The 17,924-nt window shown below is 72.6% G+C and carries 13 protein-coding genes and 1 tRNA gene; 7 read left to right on the forward strand and 7 right to left on the reverse strand.

All coding sequences use genetic code 11. The features are described from left to right. Positions 1 to 14: 14 nt before the first annotated feature. The 3 genes from ACQ1X7_RS10900 to ACQ1X7_RS10910 all read right to left on the reverse strand — a co-directional run bounded on the left by ACQ1X7_RS10900 (position 15) and on the right by ACQ1X7_RS10910 (position 8,025). Positions 15 to 5,351, reverse strand: a complete 5,337-nt coding sequence (locus ACQ1X7_RS10900) for a DUF6531 domain-containing protein (protein ID WP_432478211.1) — start codon at positions 5,349 to 5,351, stop codon at positions 15 to 17. Positions 5,352 to 5,606: 255 nt separating this feature from the next. Further along, on the reverse strand, positions 5,607 to 5,816 hold the full coding sequence (locus ACQ1X7_RS10905; protein ID WP_432478212.1) for a DUF6458 family protein: 210 nt from the start codon (positions 5,814 to 5,816) through the stop codon (positions 5,607 to 5,609). A 319-nt stretch (positions 5,817 to 6,135) separates the two neighbouring features. Continuing rightward, positions 6,136 to 8,025, reverse strand: a complete 1,890-nt coding sequence (locus ACQ1X7_RS10910) for an acyl-CoA dehydrogenase (protein ID WP_432478213.1) — start codon at positions 8,023 to 8,025, stop codon at positions 6,136 to 6,138. Between the two features lie 168 nt (positions 8,026 to 8,193). On the opposite strand from ACQ1X7_RS10910, the gene ACQ1X7_RS10915 reads away from it, so the two are divergent. Next, positions 8,194 to 8,652: an RrF2 family transcriptional regulator gene (locus tag ACQ1X7_RS10915; RefSeq protein ID WP_432478214.1), complete on the forward strand. Its 459-nt coding sequence runs from the start codon at positions 8,194 to 8,196 to the stop codon at positions 8,650 to 8,652. Between the two features lie 139 nt (positions 8,653 to 8,791). Here the strand turns inward: ACQ1X7_RS10915 and ACQ1X7_RS10920 are convergent, their stop codons facing one another. From ACQ1X7_RS10920 to ACQ1X7_RS10935, 4 genes are all read right to left on the reverse strand, one after another. Then, positions 8,792 to 9,433 (reverse strand): DUF2461 domain-containing protein, encoded by a 642-nt coding sequence (locus ACQ1X7_RS10920; RefSeq protein ID WP_432478215.1) that lies wholly within the window; start codon positions 9,431 to 9,433, stop codon positions 8,792 to 8,794. 21 nt (positions 9,434 to 9,454) lie between these two features. Beyond that, entirely contained in the window at positions 9,455 to 10,567 is a 1,113-nt protein-coding gene (locus ACQ1X7_RS10925; protein ID WP_432478216.1) for a hypothetical protein, read from the reverse strand. Between the two features lies 1 nt (position 10,568). Continuing rightward, a complete protein-coding gene (locus tag ACQ1X7_RS10930) occupies positions 10,569 to 11,810 on the reverse strand; it encodes a C39 family peptidase (RefSeq protein ID WP_432478217.1) in 1,242 nt (413 codons plus the stop codon). 390 nt (positions 11,811 to 12,200) lie between these two features. Beyond that, a tRNA-Gly gene (locus ACQ1X7_RS10935) sits at positions 12,201 to 12,273 on the reverse strand. A gap of 85 nt (positions 12,274 to 12,358) precedes the next feature. On the opposite strand from ACQ1X7_RS10935, the gene dcd reads away from it, so the two are divergent. The 6 genes from dcd to ACQ1X7_RS10965 all read left to right on the forward strand — a co-directional run bounded on the left by dcd (position 12,359) and on the right by ACQ1X7_RS10965 (position 17,923). Continuing rightward, positions 12,359 to 12,934, forward strand: coding sequence for a dCTP deaminase (gene dcd / locus ACQ1X7_RS10940; RefSeq protein WP_432478218.1), 576 nt, complete (start codon positions 12,359 to 12,361; stop codon positions 12,932 to 12,934). A gap of 92 nt (positions 12,935 to 13,026) precedes the next feature. Further along, a complete protein-coding gene (locus ACQ1X7_RS10945) occupies positions 13,027 to 14,064 on the forward strand; it encodes an ABC transporter substrate-binding protein (protein ID WP_432478219.1) in 1,038 nt (345 codons plus the stop codon). Between the two features lie 19 nt (positions 14,065 to 14,083). After that, entirely contained in the window at positions 14,084 to 15,124 is a 1,041-nt protein-coding gene (locus tag ACQ1X7_RS10950; RefSeq protein ID WP_432478220.1) for a FecCD family ABC transporter permease, read from the forward strand. A gap of 5 nt (positions 15,125 to 15,129) precedes the next feature. After that, positions 15,130 to 16,194 (forward strand): FecCD family ABC transporter permease, encoded by a 1,065-nt coding sequence (locus ACQ1X7_RS10955; protein WP_432478221.1) that lies wholly within the window; start codon positions 15,130 to 15,132, stop codon positions 16,192 to 16,194. After that, complete coding sequence (locus tag ACQ1X7_RS10960) at positions 16,191 to 16,991, forward strand: ABC transporter ATP-binding protein (RefSeq protein WP_432478222.1); 801 nt, start codon at positions 16,191 to 16,193, stop codon at positions 16,989 to 16,991. The genes ACQ1X7_RS10955 and ACQ1X7_RS10960 overlap by 4 nt, the downstream gene beginning before the upstream one ends. After that, positions 16,988 to 17,923 carry a siderophore-interacting protein gene (locus ACQ1X7_RS10965; RefSeq protein ID WP_432478223.1) on the forward strand — a complete coding sequence of 312 codons (936 nt, stop codon included), beginning with the start codon at positions 16,988 to 16,990 and terminating at the stop codon, positions 17,921 to 17,923. Before ACQ1X7_RS10960 ends, ACQ1X7_RS10965 begins: the two co-directional genes overlap by 4 nt. The last annotated feature ends 1 nt before the right edge of the window (position 17,924 follow it).

Here is a 17,924-nt window from a genome sequence, read left to right on the forward strand (position 1 = left end):
CGACCCCCGGCCGGTCAGCTCACCGCCGTGTCGAATCCGGCGCTGATGCCACGACCGGCCGGACTCGAGACTCCCGTCGGGAGCGGCTTGGCCAGTCCGCCGCCGACAGCCTTGCCGCCGACCTTGCCGTAGTCAACGCCGTCCTGGTCGTCGGTGACCTGCTTGAGGAACTCGCCCCCGGCATCGACGGTGCCCTTGTAGGCACCCCGGACGGCGTGGTCGGTGACGTGGTTGCCGACCCAGGCCTCGGCGCGGGTGATCCCCCGGGCGATGAACGGCTTGTCATCGACGCCGGCGAGGATCCGCGTGGACACCGAGGACCCGGCGTGCTCCCCCAGGGGCTTGGCGAACTGGCCGAGGCCTCCCGTGAGCCCGCCGGCCGCGCCGCCACCGAAGGCCTGGCGCGACAGTGGGTCAGCGCCGCCGGCCACCTGGTAGCTGTAGCCCTCGGCCATGCCGATCCCGGCCTGGACCCCGACCTTGGCCCTCATCGACATCTGGGCTACCCGGGTCGAGCTGACGATGGCGCGACCGCCGATGGTCAGCCCCTTGCTGGCCACGAAGCCGGCGCCGCCGGCCAGTCCGGACACCGCGGCCTGGGCGTAGTTGACCTTGCCGGTCGTCGCCTTCTGGATCAGCACGTCCGCCCCCGCCGAGAGGGCCATCGCCCCCAGCGGACCGCCGACACCGGTGGCCATGAGGGCGATGCCGCCGACGACCAGCACACCGCCGATGATCCAGTCCTTCTGCTCCTTGACGAAGTCCCATGCCTGCTCGTACCAGGGCGCGTTGGCCGCCTTCAGCTCCGCCTCGGAGACCGGCTTGAGGCCGGTCGGGTCGAGGGCGTGGAGCGGGTCGTTGCCGGCGTAGGAGTAGGGGTTGCCGGCCCAGCCCGCCCCGGCGACCGGGTCGAGCGGGTCCACGGAGAGGAAGCCGCGGCTCGTGGCGTCGTAGACCCTGGCCCCGATCCACTCCAGGCCACCGATCGTCAGCTCGCCGGCCGGGCTGATCCCGATGCCCTCGGGCAGCCCCGGCACGGCCGGTGCGGCCGTGGCCCACACGTCGTCGCCGTGGGACCGCGAGGACCGCCAGCCGGGCGCGGTCCAGCTCTGGCCCACGCCCGTGAGGCCGCCCGCAGCCACCACCGGGGTGGCCCCGACCTGGACCAGGGCGGGCGCGTAGTCGTCGGGGCTGTCCCAGTGGATCGGCACGTCGTCGATGGAGGCGAGCCGTCCGGACGCGTCGACGTGCAACCGGGTGCGCACCGACCGGCCGCCCGCGTGGTCGACGATCGATGCGAGCCAGCCCGTGGGCGACCACTCCAGGTCGCGGGTGCGACCGTCGGGGTGGACCGTCCGGACGCGGCGGCCGGCGTCGTCGTAGGAGTGCCGGGTGGTGCCCTCGGGCCCTTCGACCGTCAGCAGCTGGCCCGCGGCGTCGTAGGTCAGGGTGTCGGTGCCCTCGGGCCGGGCCTCAGCGACCAGGCGGCCGGCCGCGTCGTAGCGCCAGCGGACGTGCTGGTCGCCGACCCGAGACCCCACGAGCTGGCAGGCGGCGTCGTGGTCGAACGTCGTCCGGGTGCCGCCACGTTCGACGGCGCGGATCCGGCCGTCGTCGTCGCGCTCGACGGTCGTGCGGTCGGCGCCGTCGGCGTCGGTGACGGTGTGGGCGACGACGAAGCCGTCGGCGTACTCCCAGGACTGGACGAGGTCACCGGCCGCCGCGGCGGTCAGGCGTCCGGCGGCGTCGTGCTCGAAGGTGGCGCGGCCCAGCAGCGGGTGGTCGACCGAGGCGAGGCGGCCGACGGCGTCGTGGTCGTAGGCGACGGTGCTGCCGTCGGGCAGGGTCATCGACGTACGACGCCCCGCGGCGTCGTGCGACCACGTCGTCGTCTCGTCGTCGCAGCTGCGTCGCACGACCTGGCCACGGCCGTTCCACGTGGTCGTGTGGGCGACCACCCGGCCGTCGGGCCGGGTGTGGTCGGTCGTCCGGACGGTCCGGCCGCGGAGATCCCACACCAGCGTGCTGACCGGGCTCCCGTCGACCGTCACCGCGACGACGCGTCCGGTGCCGTCGTAGGTCCACTCGGTGCGGCGACCCGAGGGGTCCTCCTGCCACACCTGGCGACCGAGTGCGTCGTACCCCGCCCGCGTGGTCCGACCAAGGGGGTCGGTCTCGACGGTGCAGCGGTCCAACGTGTCGAACTCGCGCCGCGTGATGTTGCCCAGCGGATCGGTGACGGTCGTGGCCCGCCCGAGCGCGTCGTAGTCGTAGCGGGTCACACCGCCGTTGCCGTCGGTCGCCGCGACCAGCTGACCGGCGGCGTCGTAGGTGAACCGGCGCAGCCCGGACGAGGAGTCACGGAGCTCCACGATCCGGCCCGCAGCGTCGTAGCGCAGCCGCATGCCACCGACGCCGGGGGTGAAGGTGGAGGTCACCCGGCCGCACGCGTCGTAGTCGCTCCAGCCCACCTCGCCGGTGGGGAACGTGCAGCGGACCGGCAGGCTGTCGGCGTTGTAGTCGATGGTCGTCCGCGCGCCGTCCGGACCGACCACGGCGCTGCGCCGCCCGCAGGCGTCGTACTCGTAGCGGGTGACCCGGCCCGTCGGGTCGGTCACCGCCACCGGCCGGCCGGCCGGGTCGCGCTCGATCCGGGTCAGCGCGCCCTCGCCGTCGAGCTGCTCGACGACGCGCCCGCACCGGTCGTAGGTCGCGACCGCGACGGAGCCGTCGGGCTGCTCGGAGGACACCAGGCGACCCAGCGGGTCGAACCGGTCGGTGAGGGTGCCCGTCGACGACGTCGTGTCGACCCTGCCCCGGCCCTCGTCCCCCGAGACCGAGACCCGGTGGCCGAGCGGGTCCTCGACGGTGACCAGGTCGGTGGCCGAGTCGTGGCTCTGCTGCCACGTGTGGCCGTCGGGAGAGGTGGTCGAGGTGAGGCGCGAGAGGGCGTCGTGGGTGAAGCGCCACGTGCTCCCGTCGGGCAGCTCGACCGAGGAGAGGTTGCCCAGGTCGTCGAGCCGGCGCTCCACGGCGCGGCCGAGCGGGTCGATGCGCCGGCGCTCCTCGCCGTCGTCGCCGTACTCGACCTCGGTGCGGCCGCCGGTCGGGTCGATGACGGCGGTCATGCGCCCACTGACCGAGTGCTCGTAGAGCCACACCGACCCGTCGGGGTCCTGACGGGTGGCCAGGCCGTGCGGTCCGTAGGTGAAGGCGGTGCGGTGGCCGCGCGGGGTGGTCGCGGCGACGATGCGTCCGCTGCCGTCGCGCTCGAGGCGCGCGGTGTCGCCCGCGGAGTTCGTCGTGGACACGAGGTCGCCGTGCTCGTCGTAGCCGAAGCGCAGCTCGACGCCCGTCGGGTCGACCAGGCGGTTCAGCAGACCCGCGTCCCACTCGAGCCGGGTCTCGCCACCCTCGGGGTCGACCATCAGCGACGGGTGGCGAGAGGTGCCCTCATAGGAGTAGCGGGTCTCCGCGCCCTCCTCGGCGACCACGCGGACGATCCGGTCGTGGTCGTCGTACGAGAACTGCAGGTCGGCGCCCGAGGGGCGGACCTCACGGAGCACGTGACCCCGGTCGTCGAACTCGCGCACCGTCGTCGAGCCGTCACGCGCGGTCAGCACGACAGGGTTGCCGTGCTGGTCGTAGACCGTCGACTGGCGCCGTCCCTCGGCGTCGACCAGTCCGATCAGCTGGCCGCGGTGGTCGTGGACCCAGGTGTTGGCCCGGGAGCCGTCGGGGTCGGAGACCTCGGTGACGTTGCCGGGGAGGTAGGAGTAGCGGCTGATCCGCCCGTAGGGCGAGCGCTGGCTGGTGACGCGCCCCTGGGCGTCGTAGGAGTTCTCGACCTCGACGACGCCGTCGGCGTCCACGACCGCGTCGACCAGCCCGGCGTCGTCCCAGCGGTACCTGCGGGTGCCGAGCGGGCCGGTGGCGGCGGTGAGCCGGAGGTCGCGGTCGTAGGCGTAGCGCACCGTGCGGCCGTCGGAGGCCGTGGCCGCCACGACGCGCTCGCCGTCCCAGGTGAGGGTCAGGTGGCGGCCGCGCTCGTGCTCGAGCCGGACCAGCCGGTCTCCCTCGTGGACGAAGGCCACCATGGTGCCCTCGCCGCGGTCGTGGGAGAGCGGGAAGCCGGACGGCGTGAAGCGCCAGGTGCCTCCGTCGTTGTCGCTCACCCGGAGCTCGCCGGCGGCCTCGTCGCGCTCCAGCCACTGGGACTCGCCGATCGCCCGGCCCCAGCCGTCACCGAGCCGCGGGAACTCGAGCGCCCGCCCGTCGGGCAGGGTCAGCCGGGCGGCCTCGCCGTCGATGGTGAGGCGTACGTCGGTCCAGCTCGACCAGCCCGGACCGAAGCCGCCGACCGCCTGCTGGAAGGAGTTGTAGGTCCGGGTCAGCGCCAGCGTCGCGCAGCCCCCGGGGAACGCGAGGTCGGTCTCGGGCTCCAGGAAGTTGCCGGTCGAGGCGTTGACCGGGTCGTCGGAGTAGCCGGTGGTCGGCTTGGCGCCGAGCAGCAGGGGCGAGGTGGGCGGGATGTCGTAGCGGGAGACGCTGACCCCGGCCGCCCGCAGCGAGGCGGCGAGGGCGGCGTTGGACAGCGTCACCATGCCGCCGGAGCCGCCCGCCTGCTCGAAGGCCGTGGCGATGGTGTTGACCCAGGTCTTGTCCTGGTGGTTGAGCTGGTTGTAGAGGCGCGCGGCCTGGTAGACCCCGGAGCCGTCGACCCCGGTCGGCTCCCCGGTGCCCCAGTCGAAGCCCGCGGTGAAGTCGGCGTTGAGCCCCTGCAGGCGTCCCGGCCTGCCGTCGAGCTGCTGGATCTTGGCGCTCACGCCGGACACGAAGCTCCGCAGCTCCTCGGGGCGTGCGGAGCTCGTGCCCGAGCTGGTGCTGCCCGAGCCGGGTCGGGGATCCTCGCGCTGGGCGGCCTCGGCGGAGAGCACCTGGGGGGCCGGCGGCGAGGTCGGGCCCTCGGGCGGGTCCTCGTCGCCGCCGAGGTCGCTGAGCGTGATCTCGCTCTTGTCCTTGTCGCGGCGGGCCTTCCACTCCCGCGCCTCGCGGCGGCGGGTGTTCTCGGCCGGCACGATCGAGACGATGTAGCGGACCTGGCGAGCCACGTCCTCCAGAGCGGTCGCGATGTTCTCGGCGTCGCTGTTGGCCGTCTGCTGGTTCTGCTGGAAGATCCGCGAGAAGCGACCCTCGAAGTCCTGCAGGGCGTTGGTCGTCAGGGTCCTGCGGCCGGAGACCTGCTCACGGATCAGCTGGGCTGCGTCCTCACATCCCGCAGCCAGCAGGTTCGCGGCGGCCTCGTCGATCTTGACGTCCGGCAGCCCGGCCCAGTTGCTCGTGTCGGTCACGGCCGGGCCCCTTCCGAGCTGCGAGCCCGCAAGAGCCGATTCGCTGTCCCCATGTTCGCGCTCACGCCCACTTCCCCCGTCTGTCGCTGTCGACCATCGTCGTCACGGGACAAGCTGGACCGGCCCCGAGAGAGAGACATTGTCACCCGTTGTCGTCGGTCCTCGACAACGCGGTGGCGCCAGTCTGCCGGTTTTGCCGACGACTGCGGGGTGTTTCGTCGAAGTCGGAGGCGTGGAGGGGCGACCCGCGCCGGCTCAGCGGTCCCGACGCTCGGTGTGGGTGGTGCGCGTGCGCTGCCGGTTCATCACCAGCACGAGCACGATCGACAGCACCCCGACGACCAGGCAGATCCAGCCGACCAGCTCGGCGTCCATCACGTCGGTGACGGTCTCGGGCAGGTCGATCGCGCCGGTCACGAGGATCAGCCCGATGACCAGCAGCAGGATCCCAACGCCGATTCCCATGGATACTCCTCGCTGAGTGGACGTGGTCGTGGACGAACATACGCGCCCCCGCCCCGAAGTGTGCCCCCCGCGGGACGGGAACGCGCACACGACCTCCACGGCCACTCTGCGTGGAGAGCGGGTGGAGGGCCATCCGGCGCTCCGGACCTGGAGGAGACGGAGGACAGCGTGGCCGACCGCGAGCCCGACGCCTTCGTGCGCTCGACGTGGCGGCAGCCGCGCCAGGCGGCGTACGCGCCCACCGGCGACATCGACGACGCGGAGGACCTGCTGCTGACGGTGCTGGCGGGGCGCCGGGTGACTGGTGCTGACGGGCGCGTCAGAACGCCGCCTCGTCGAGGTCCATCAGCGAGAGGTCGACGCCCTCGGCGATCTTCCGCTCGGCCCGGACCCGCGGCAGGTTGGTCTGGGCGAAGAACTGGGCGGCCGCGACCTTGCCCTCGTAGAAGGCCTGGTCCTTCTCGGAGACCTCGCCGGCGAGCTTCTCCAGCGCGACCTCCGCCTGGCGCAGCAGCAGCCACCCGCAGACGACGTCGCCGAGCACCATCAGCAGGCGGGTGGTGTTGAGCCCCACCTTGTAGATGTTGCGGAGGTCGCCGCCGTCGGCCGAGGCGTCGGCCGACATCAGGTCGTTGATCATGTGCCCGACGAGCGCGTTGGCGTCTTCCAGCGCGCCCGCGAGCAGGGCTCGCTCGTTCTTCAGCCGGCCCCCCGACTCGGCGGAGTCGGCCTCGGCGCTGACAAAGGCCTCGATCTGCTGGGCCAGGTGCCCCAGCGCACGGCCCTGGTCCTTGACGATCTTGCGGAAGAAGAAGTCCTGGCCCTGGATGGCGGTGGTGCCCTCGTAGAGGGTGTCGATCTTGGCGTCGCGGACGTACTGCTCGAGGGGGTACTCGGTGAGGAAGCCCGACCCGCCGAGGGTCTGCAGCGACTCGGTGCCGAGCAGCACCCAGGAGCGCTCCGAGCCGTAGCCCTTCACGATCGGCAGCAGCAGGTCGTTGACGGCGGCGGCGACGTCGTCCTGCTCACCCGCATGCTCGGCGAGCATCACCCGGTCCTGCCAGGACGCGGTGTAGAGGACCAGCGCCCGCATCGCCTCGGCGAAGGACTTCTGCGTCATCAGCGAGCGCCGTACGTCGGGGTGGTGGGTGATCGTGACCCGCGGCGCGGTCTTGTCGGCCGCCTGGGTCAGGTCGGCGCCCTGCACCCGCTCCCGGGCGTAGTCGAGCGCGGTGAGGTAGCCGGTGGAGAGCGTGGCGATGGCCTTGGTGCCGACCATCATCCGGGCGTTCTCGATCACCTGGAACATCTGGGCGATCCCGTGGTGGACCTCGCCGAGGAGCCAGCCGCGGGCGGGCTCGCCGCCGCCGACGGACGGGTCGCCGAAGGTCAGCTCGCAGGTGTTGGACACCTTGATGCCCATCTTGTGCTCGACGTTGGTGACGTAGACGCCGTTGCGCTCGCCGGTCAGCTCGCCGGTCTCGTGGTCGAAGTGGTGCTTGGGGACGACGAACAGCGAGAGTCCCTTCGTGCCGGGGCCGCCGACGCCGTCGACGCCCACCGGCCGCGCGAGCACCAGGTGGACGATGTTCTCGCTCATGTCGTGCTCGGCCGAGGTGATGAAGCGCTTGACGCCCTCGAGGTTCCACGAGCCGTCGTCGTTGGGGGTGGCCTTCGCCCGGCCGGCGCCGACGTCGGAGCCGGCGTCCGGCTCGGTGAGCACCATCGTCGCGCCCCAGCCGCGCTCGACCATGATCTCGGCGATCCGGTGGTCGCGCTCGTTGCCGTTGCGGTGGACGATCGAGGCGAAGCTGGGGCCGCAGGCGTACATCCACACCGGGGCGTTGGCGCCGAGCACCAGCTCGCCGATGGCCCAGTTGAGGGTCGACGGGGCGGGGGTGCCGCCGAGCGCCTCGGGGAGCGACAGCCGCCAGTACTCCGCGTCCATCCAGGCCTGGTAGCTCTTCCGGAACGACTCCGGCACGGGTGCGGTGTTGGTCTTCGGGTCGAACACGGGCGGGTTGCGGTCACTGTCCTCGTACGACGCCGCGAGGTCCTCGCGTGCGAGCCGGTCGACCTCGGAGAGGATCGCGCGGGCGGTCTCGCCGTCGACGTCGCCGAACGGGCCCTGGCCGAGGACCTCGTCGCGACCGAGCACCTCGAAGAGGTTGAACTCGATGTCGCGCAGGTTGCTCCGGTAGTGGCTCACAGCTTCCACCTGTTCGTTCTCGGGATGGGACGGGTGCGTCGCTACCCGTCGGTAACATCAGTATCTCCCGCGGCGCGACGGCGTGCAAGGAGTGCCGCGCGCCTCCGGCGCGGATGTGACGCACGGCACGTGCGCCGATCGCACGGGGCGGTCTGACAAAATGCGCCCATGCGCGTCTCCGCCAAGTCCGACTACGCCCTGAGGGCGCTGATCGAGATCGCCCGCCAGTCCGACGGCGGAGCCGTGAGCGCCGAGGAGCTCGGACGGCGCCAGGAGATCCCCCACGGGTTCCTCCAGGCGATCCTCGCCGACCTACGGCGCGCCGGGATCGTGCTCTCCCAGCGCGGTCAGTCCGGGGGCTGGCGGCTCGCGACCCCGGCGGACGCGGTTCCCGTCGCCGACGTGATCCGGGCGGTCGACGGGCCGCTGGTCTCGGTCTACGGGCTGCGGCCCGAGGCGGTCACCTACAACGAGCACGCCGACGTGCTGCAGCACGTGTGGATCGCTGCGCGGCGGTCGCTGCGCGACGTCTTCGAGCACGTCACCATCGCCGACCTCGCGGCCGGCGACCTGCCCGACGCCGTCACCTCGCGCACCGTCGACGAGGACGCCTGGCAGCCCCACTGAGGGCCTGCCCACCACTCCGGGGGTCTCGAGGCTCGGCGCCGGGGCGCCTCGCACCTCGACCTCCGACGTCGGGTCGCCGGAGGTTGAGGTGCGAAGGCCGCCAGGCCTGAGCCTCGAAACCCTCGCACCGGTGCGGGGTCTACTGGGCTCGGTCGCCGTGGTGGCCGACCCACTCGACGAGGGGGCGCAACGCCCGCCAGTCCTCGCGGACCCGGTCGAGCAGGGCGGGGCCGATGTCGTCGTCGTCGAAGCCGTAGCGCTTCCCGGCGAGCAGTGACTTGTGACGCAGCAGCCCGATCCGCGGATGGTCGGCGGCGTACCCACGGGGGCTGGTCTTGAGCTGCTCGCCGCCGATCTCGAAACCGCCGTCGACGAGGGTGGCGAGGATCTGCTCCAGCTCCGACCCGTGCAGGTCGTCGGCCATCGCCTCGCGGATCACCGCGAGCCGCGGCCCGGACGCCTCGTAGAACCCCGCCCCGCACCGGGTGCCGCGCGCGGAGATGTCGACGTACCAGCCGGTGCTCGGACCGGTCGCGACGAACGCGCCCTGGTGGGTCTTGTACGGCGTCTTGTCCTTGGCGAAGCGCACGTCGCGGTGGGGCCGGAACACCTTCGGTTCGCCGAACTCCGGCTCCAGGGCGGCGACCAGTGCGGTCATCGGCGCCCGGACCGACTCGGCGTACGTCGCCTTGTGGGCCGCCCAGAACGACTTGGTGTTGTCGACCTCGAGGTCGTCGTAGAAGTCGAGCGCGGCCACGGGGAAGCCGGTGAACTGCTCCATCCCACCGACCCTACGACGGCGTCAGCGGAGCCGGGTCGTGACCTGCTCGTCGCCGGCGGCGCTGAACGCGGTGACCGTGAGGTCGGTGCCGCCGCAGCGCGGGGCACCCAGGAACGCCTTGCCCCCACCCGGCGACTCGTAGACGACCGTTGCCTCGCCGTCGCGCACCCGGACCAGGCGCGCCGGCTCGTCGTCGCGCTGCGGGTCGCGGACGAAGTACGCCGCGTCGCCGCACCAGGTCAGCGTCCCGGACGTCCCGGGTCCGAGCTCGACCGGACCCGACCCGGTGTCGGCGAAGAACTCCGCGGCCTCGATCCGCTTCTCGTCCGGGATCTCCGACCAGACTGCGGCGGTCTCGGTCGTGGCGACGTCCCAGCCCTTGCACTCGGTGACGCCGGCCACCGGGCGGAACTTCGTCCCCTCGACCCGGTTGAGCGTGCGGCACGAGGGCCGGCCGTCGTCGAAGGTCATCGCCGAGGTGCCGGCGGGGGTGACGAGGGCGTTGCTGATGCCGTTGCGCGGCGGGACGCAGGGTCCCAGCCGGCCGCGGCCCGCCAGCAGGTCCACGGTGGCCAGGCAGTAGTCGCCGCCGTCGCGGGTGGCGTGGACGAGGAAGCCGGACCCGAGCGCCCACGACCCGCCGGTCGTCGTCGCGGGATCGCTGCGCCCGTCGATGCGGGTGACCGCACCGTTGGACAGGTCGACCACCTCGGCGACGTTCGGCTTCGTCTCCTGCTCGTGCTGGGCGACCACGACCGCGAACTGGCCGTCCATCAGCACGTCGCTGTAGGTGAAGCCGGCGGGCGGCCGGTACGTCGCACCCGCCGGGCCGCTCAGCTGGGCACGCGAGCCGTCGGCGGCCCGGGTGAGCCGCCACTTCCCGCTCACCGTGACCTCGTCGTCGACCGATCCCGGGACCGGCCGCCAGTCGAGGAGGTCCGCCTCGAGCTCGTCCTCCGGCGGCTTCGACGGTCGGGGCTTCCTGGTCGGCGAGGCGCTCGGGCTCTCGCTGGGCGACGCCGACTCCGAGGCGGACTCGGAGGGCTCGCTGGGATCCGGTGCGGACTGGGGGTCCTCGGAGCACCCGGCGAGCAGCGCGACCGTCAGGGCGACGGTGACGGCGAGGACGCGCACCTCAGACCCCCATGTTCTGGTGCGGGTGGGCCCGGTTGGCGCGGTAGCTGTTGTAGGCCCGCCGCCACTGGACCCGCTTGATGTAGGGCTCGGAGGGGTCGAACCGCTGCTGGTTCCACGGCTCGAAGTAGCTGATCTCACCGGGTCGGTCGCCGTTCTTGTCGTAGCCGCGGCCGACCTGGAAGTGGCCGGAGGCGTCGTCGTCGAGGTACGGGAAGAAGCGCTTCAGCAGGATCGGGTGCAGCACCAGCGGTGCGCGGTAGTCCTTGACGTGGCGCATCTGGAGCAGCATCCACTGCCGGTACCTCCAGTCGGAGATGTCGAGGACGATGTACTTGCCAGCGCGCGCCTCCCGGTCGTAGCCGGTGCTCTTGTTGACCACGCGCACGATCTCGCTGATCGAGCTGCCGCTGGTGGTGGTGCCGAGGCGGCGGGCCCAGTGTCGCTGGCTGCGCCGGTTGCCGCTCCAGCCCCACGCGATCATCTGCATGGTGGCCGGCCCGCACCAGTAGGTACGCACCTGCTGCGACGTCCGGCCGCGCCGGAGGACGGTCGCGCGCTTCGGGTAGTCGTCCATTCCCTTGGTCCGGGACGACGACATGCGGGCGGCTGTCAGCTCGCTGGCGCCGGCCCGGGCCTCGGGGTGCCGCTCGAGGAAGCCGTCCGGGAGCGGCTCGCCGAGGATCTGGTGGCGCAGCAGCACCACCTTGGCCACCGAACGTGCCGCCTCCTCCAGCTCCTGGCGCTCGGTGGCCTCGAGCTCGGCGGGCGAGAGGGCGGCGCGCTGCGCGAGCAGGTCGGCGTCGGTGAGGTCGCCGGTGGTCTCGGCCGGCAGGGCGCGGGACCGGGCGGCGGAGGCGGCCTCGGTCGTCAGGTCACCCTCGGGGGCGTCGGTCCAGCCGCGACCGAGGCAGTACTGCTGCTCCTCGAACTCGGCGCACCGCACCAGCTGCGTCGCCCGGCCGGCGGCCGTGGCGCGCGCCAGGGTGTGGCCGGGGGCGTCGTCCAGCACCCGTTGGATCTCGGCGCGTGCGGCGGGCGTGATCGTCCCCTTGCCCGGGACGCCGGTGGTCGCGGCGTACTGCTCGGTGACGGTCGTGATCGTCCCGTCGCGCTGGTCGCCGGCCTCGCGGTCGGGCAGCAGCACGGACAGCCCGACCACCAGGACCAGGGCGGCCGAGGCCGCGACGACGAGCCGGGCCGGCGTGAGGCGGGCGGAGAGCGGGGCAGGGTTCCGAGTCATGGGGAAGACCCTCGGTCGGGGAAGAATGACCACCCCACTGTCCCCATGAGTCACACGAGACGTCAAGTTTCACACTCGGTCTGCGGGCGGGTGGATGTCGAAGGGCCGTCGCAGACGATCGGAGGTTGAGGTGCGAAGGCCGTCAAGGCCTGAGCCTCGAAACCCCGTGACGTGGGCAGGGCCGGTGGTGAGGATGTCGACTCCCGTCTCACCGGGTTTCGACGCGCTTCGCGCCCTCGCGAGCTCGGACGCTGCGCTTGCTCTACCTTCGCGGGCCACGGGACCCCGCTCGTTCCTCGCGGGGTCCCTGCCCGCTCGAGCGGATGACGAGACTCGAACTCGCGACATCGACGGTGGGCAGAGTGTCGCGCTCGAGCGCTGTCGGCGGGGAGCGGATGACGAGACTCGAACTCGCGACATCGACCTTGGGAAGGTCGCGCTCTACCAACTGAGCTACATCCGCAGGGTGCGCGCAGATGCTACCCGACGTCGGCGCGGGGATCGTCGTCGGCGGGGCGGGTAGGTTCGGGGCGGGTAGGTTGTCGCCCGTGCTGCTGAGCGACCGCGACATCCTGGCCGAGATCGACGGCGGGAGGATCACCCTCGACCCCTGGGATCCGGGCATGATGCAGCCGTCGTCGATCGACGTGCGGCTCGACCGCTTCTTCCGGGTCTTCGAGAACCACAAGTACCCCCACATCGACCCGGCGGCCGACCAGTCCGACCTGACCCGGATGATCGAGCCCGACGGCGACGAGCCGTTCATCCTGCACCCCGGCGAGTTCGTGCTGGGCTCGACGTACGAGGGCGTCGGCCTGCCCGACGACATCGCCGCCCGCGTCGAGGGCAAGTCGTCCCTCGGCCGGCTGGGCCTGCTCACCCACGCCACCGCCGGGTTCGTCGACCCCGGCTTCACCGGCCACGTCACCCTCGAGCTGGCCAACGTGGCGACGCTGCCGATCAAGCTCTACCCCGGGATGAAGATCGGGCAGTTCTGCTTCTTCCGGCTCTCGTCGGCGTCCGAGCACCCCTACGGCTCGGAGAAGTACGGCAGCCGCTACCAGGGCCAGCGTGGCCCGACGCCGTCGCGGTCGTTCCAGAAGTTCCACCGCACGCCGATCTGAGCGGGCGTCCGGATCGGGGACCCGGGGTCGTCGTGGGACTCGAGTAAGGCTAGCCTTACCGAACAAAGCCCGCCTGATCCTAGGAGCATCGCATGTCGCAGCGCGCCCGCCGTACGGCGTTGACGCTGGTGCCCGTCCTCGCCGTCTCGGTCCTCGCTGCGTGCAGCACCGGGTCGACCACCGCCGAGGACGCCCCCGCGCCGAAGTCGGAGTCGGAGGTCGACGCCGACGCCTTCCCCGTCACCATCGAGACGTCGTTCGGCGAGACCACGATCGAGGAGGAGCCGGAGCGCGTCGTCGCCCTCACCTCCGACGCCGACGTCGCCCTGTCGCTGGGCGTGGTGCCGATCGCCATCGAGCGCAACGACTGGGCCGGCGGCGAGAACGGCACCACCGAGTGGTGGGACCAGGCGCTCGCCGACGTCGAGGGCGCCGAGGAGCCGCAGCTGCTCGACACCGCCGACGGCATCCCGGTGGACGAGATCGTCGCCCTCGAGCCCGACGTGGTGCTCGGCACCAACTCCGGCCTGACCAAGGACGACGTCCGGTCGCTGGAGAAGGCCGGCGTCCCGGTCGTCGGCTACCCCGGCCTCCAGTGGGGCACGACCTGGCAGGAGTCGCTCGACATGGTCGGGCAGGCGCTCGGCCGCAACGAGCTGGCCGACGAGGTCGAGGCCGACACCCAGCAGGTGTTCGCCGACGCGCGGGAGGAGTACCCCGAGCTGGAGGGCACCAGCTTCCTGTTCTCCTGGTTCGACGCCACCGACCTGTCGCAGATCGGCATCTACACCGAGATCGACAACCGGCCCCGGATCCTCAGCGAGCTCGGCATGGTGAATCCGCCGGTGGTCGAGGACGGGCCCGACGACACCTTCTACTTCAACGTCTCGCTGGAGAAGGCCAAGACGCTCGAGGCCGACGTGGTGCTGACGTACGCGACCAGCGAGAAGGAGGCCAAGAAGCTCGAGCAGGCGCCACTGGTCTCCGACATCCCCGCCGTCCAGGACGGCAACTTCCTGGCGTCGGTCGACCCGGCCGACACCGCCGGGCTGTCGGCCCCGTCCCCGATCGCGATCCCGTTCGTCCTCGACCGGTACCTGCCGCAGCTGGCCGAGACGATCGACGGGTAGCGGACCCGATCGGGCTCACGTGACCGCGAGCAGCACCGCGCCGGACCTCACGCCGGCCGCGCCCCCGTCGAGGGGTCGCGGCCGGCGGTTCGGTGCTGCCCGCAGCACGGTGCTGCTCGCGGCCGTCCTGGTCGTCGCGGTCGTGGCCTCCCTGTCGATCGGCGCCGTCCTGGTGTCGCCGTTCGCGCTGCTCGACCCCTCGCACGCCGACCACGCGATCGTGCGGGCCCGGCTGGACCGCACCGTCATCGGCCTGACCATGGGGGTGGCCTTCGGCCTGGCCGGCACCCTCATGCAGGGCATGACCCGCAACCCCCTGGCGGACCCGGGCCTGCTCGGCGTGAACGCCGGCGCCGCCTTCGCGATGGTGCTCGGCATCGGGTTCCTGGGCGCCTCCGGGCTCTCGGAGTACGTGTGGTTCGGCTTCGCCGGGGCGGCGGTCGCCACGCTGCTCGTGCACGTGCTCGCCGGTTTCGGCCGCGAGGGCGCCACCCCGGCCAAGCTCGCGATGGCGGGCGCGGCGGTGACGGCCGGCCTGACGTCGTGGACGACGGGCGTGCTGCTGGTGCAGCGCCAGACCGTCGAGCAGATCCGCGGCTGGCAGATCGGGTCGGTCGCGGGCCGCGAGCTCGACGTGCTGCTTCCCGCGCTCCCGTTCCTGGTGGTGGGCGTGGTGATCGCGCTCTCGTCCGGGCGGGTGCTCGACGCGCTGGCCCTGGGCGACGACCTCGCCCGCGGCCTGGGGCGCCGTACGACGCTCGACCGGGTCGTCGTCGGCACGGCGGTGGTGCTGCTCGCCGGCACCGGTACGGCGGTGGCCGGGCCGATCGCGTTCGTCGGTCTCGTCGTTCCCCACATGGTGCGGTCCATGGTGGGCTCGGACTACGTCCGGCTGCTGCCGCTCAGCGCCGGGTACGCCGCCGCGCTGCTCGTCGTGGCCGACACCGTCGGCCGCGTGGTGCTGCCCCCGCAGGAGGTCCAGGTCGGCGTGATGACCGCCGTCATCGGGGTGCCGGTGTTCGTGACCATGATCCGACGCGGCCGGACGGCGGCGTTGTGACGGCCATGGACACCCGCCGCCCGAGTGCCGACCACGACCACCGGTCGGACGCCGACGGGGTCGACCTCGTCCGCAGGGCACGGCGCGGCCCGCGTCGGCGGCTGTGGCTGGTCCTCGCCGGGCTCGCCCTCCTCGTGGTGGCGGCGTTCGCGGTCGAGGTGCTGCTCGGCGACTACACCTACACGATCCCCGACTTCTTCCGGATCCTGTTCGGCGAGCAGATGCCGGTCGCGACCTACATCCTGATGGAGTCCAAGCTGCCCCGGGCGCTGCTCGCCGTCCTGGTCGGCGTCGCCCTCGGTGCCGGCGGCGCCTGCTTCCAGGTCGTCCTCCGCAACCCGCTCGCGAGCCCCGACATCATCGGGATCAGCCAGGGGGCCAGCGTCGCCGCCCTGTTCGTGATCCTCGAGCTCGGCTGGCGCGGCAGCCTGGTCTCCGTCGCCGCCGTGGTGGGCGGGCTCGCCGCAGCGGTCGCGGTGGGCTGGGTCGCCGGCGGGCTGGGTGGTCTGCGGCTCGTGCTGGTCGGTGTCGGGCTCGCTGCCGGGAGCCTCGCGGTCATCCAGTACCTGCTCACCCGCGCCGACATCTGGGACGTGCAGCTCGCCCTGCGCTGGCTCGCCGGGAGCCTCAACAACACGCGCTGGCCGACCGTGCAGGTGGTTGCCGTGGTGATGGCGGTGGCGTTGCCGCTGCTCTGGGCCTTCGCGCGCGACCTGCGGATCACCGAGCTCGGCGACGACGCCGCGGCCGGGCTGGGCGTCCCCCGACGACAGGGGGTCGCGGTGCTGCTGGTCGCGACCCTGCTGGTCGCCGTGGGCGTCGCCGCGACCGGCCCGGTGGCCTTCGTGGCCTTCATGGCCGGGCCGATCGCCCGCGGGCTGAACGGCGGCCGCGCCACCGTGGTCGGGGCCGCGCTCACCGGCGCCGTGATCATGCTCGGCGCCGACTTCGTCGGGAACTACCTGCTGGGGCCGGTCAGCATGCCGGTCGGCATCGTCTCCGGCGCGCTGGGAGCGCCGTTCCTCCTCTGGCTGCTCGCCCGGGGAGCTGTCGGAAGGAGTGGGACATGAGTCGCCTGCAGGCCGAGCGCGTCAGCCTCGGGTACGCCGACCGGACCGTGGTCGACGGGCTGGACCTCGCCGTCCCCGACGGCCGGATCACGGCGGTCGTCGGGCCCAACGCGTGCGGCAAGTCCACGCTGCTGCGCGGCATGGCGCGGCTGCTGCGGCCGCGGTCGGGCTCGGTGCTGCTCGACGGCGCCGCGATCCACACCCGCTCCAGCAAGGACGTCGCCAAGGTGCTCGGCCTGCTCCCGCAGAGCCCGATCAGCCCCGAGGGCGTCACCGTCGTCGACCTGGTCGGCCGCGGCCGTCACCCGCACCAGGGCATGCTCCGGCTCTGGAGCAGCGACGACGAGCGCGCCGTGGCCGACGCGCTCGCGGCGACCCACACCACCGACCTCGCCGAGCGCTTCGTCGACGAGCTGTCCGGCGGTCAGCGGCAGCGCGTCTGGATCGCGATGGCGCTGGCCCAGGAGACCGACCTGCTGCTGCTCGACGAGCCCACGACGTTCCTGGACGTCGCCCACCAGGTCGAGCTGCTCGAGCTGCTCCGTGACCTCAACGCCTCGCGGGGCACCACGATCGTGATGGTGCTGCACGAGCTCAACCTCGCCGGAGGGTTCGCCGACCACCTCGTGGCGATGCGCGAGGGTCGCATCGTCGCCGAGGGCGACCCGACCGCCGTGCTCACCGCGGAGACGGTGCGCGCGGTCTTCGGCCTGCCGTGCCAGGTGATCCCGCACCCCGTCTCCGGAACCCCACTCGTCGTCCCGCTGGGGCGCTCGGACCAGAAGGAAGCGCGATGACCGTGACCACCCACTCGTTGCCCATGATCCTCGCGGAGGTCGAGGTCGTCCGCGTCCAGCGGCTCTCCCCGACCTTCGTGCGGGTCGAGCTCGGGAGCCCCGCCCTGGCCGACTTCGGGGTCGACGGCCACCTCTACGACCAGCGGATCAAGCTGGTCTTCCCCGGGGAGTCCGGACGGGTGCCGTCGTTCGAGGGTGCCGACGAGTCGTGGTACACCAGCTGGCTCGACATCCCGGCCGAGGAGCGGGGCCACATGCGGACCTACACCGTGCGCGACGTCGTCGGCGAGGGGACCGACACCCGGCTGGTCGTCGACCTGGTCCTGCACCTCGACGACGGCGCGACCGGACCCGGCTCGCGCTGGGCGGCGGCCGCGCGTCCCGGCGACCGGCTGGTGGTCGTCGCGCCCCGCCGCGGCGAGTTCTTCGGCGGCATCGAGTTCGTGCCCGGGGGTGCCCAGCGGCTGCTGCTGGTCGCCGACGAGACGGCGGTGCCGGCGGTCGCCGCGATCCTGGAGCAGCTGCCCGCCGGGGCGCGGGGGACGGCGTTCCTCGAGGTCCCGGTGACCGAGGACGTGCTCGACCTCGACGCCCCCGTCGGGATGGAGGTGGTGTGGCTGCCACGCGACGGCGCGCCCCTCGGGGAGCAGCTGCACGCTGCCGTCGTCGCCCACCTCGGCGCCCCGCCCGACCGGCCGGAGGTGGCCGACGACGAGATCGACCCGAACGTCTGGGAGACCCCGACGTTCTCCTCCTCGGGCGAGGGGATCGACGACGCGGACACGCCCCACGGCGACCTCTACGCGTGGATCGCGGGGGAGTCCGGCGTCGTGACCGGCCTCCGCCGGCACCTGGTGCGCGACCTCGGGATCGACCGCGGACAGGTCGCCTTCATGGGTTACTGGCGGCGCGGCGTGGCGATGCGCTCCTGAC

This window comes from Nocardioides sp. GXQ0305, from assembly GCF_050880345.1.
GTDB lineage: Bacteria > Actinomycetota > Actinomycetes > Propionibacteriales > Nocardioidaceae > Nocardioides.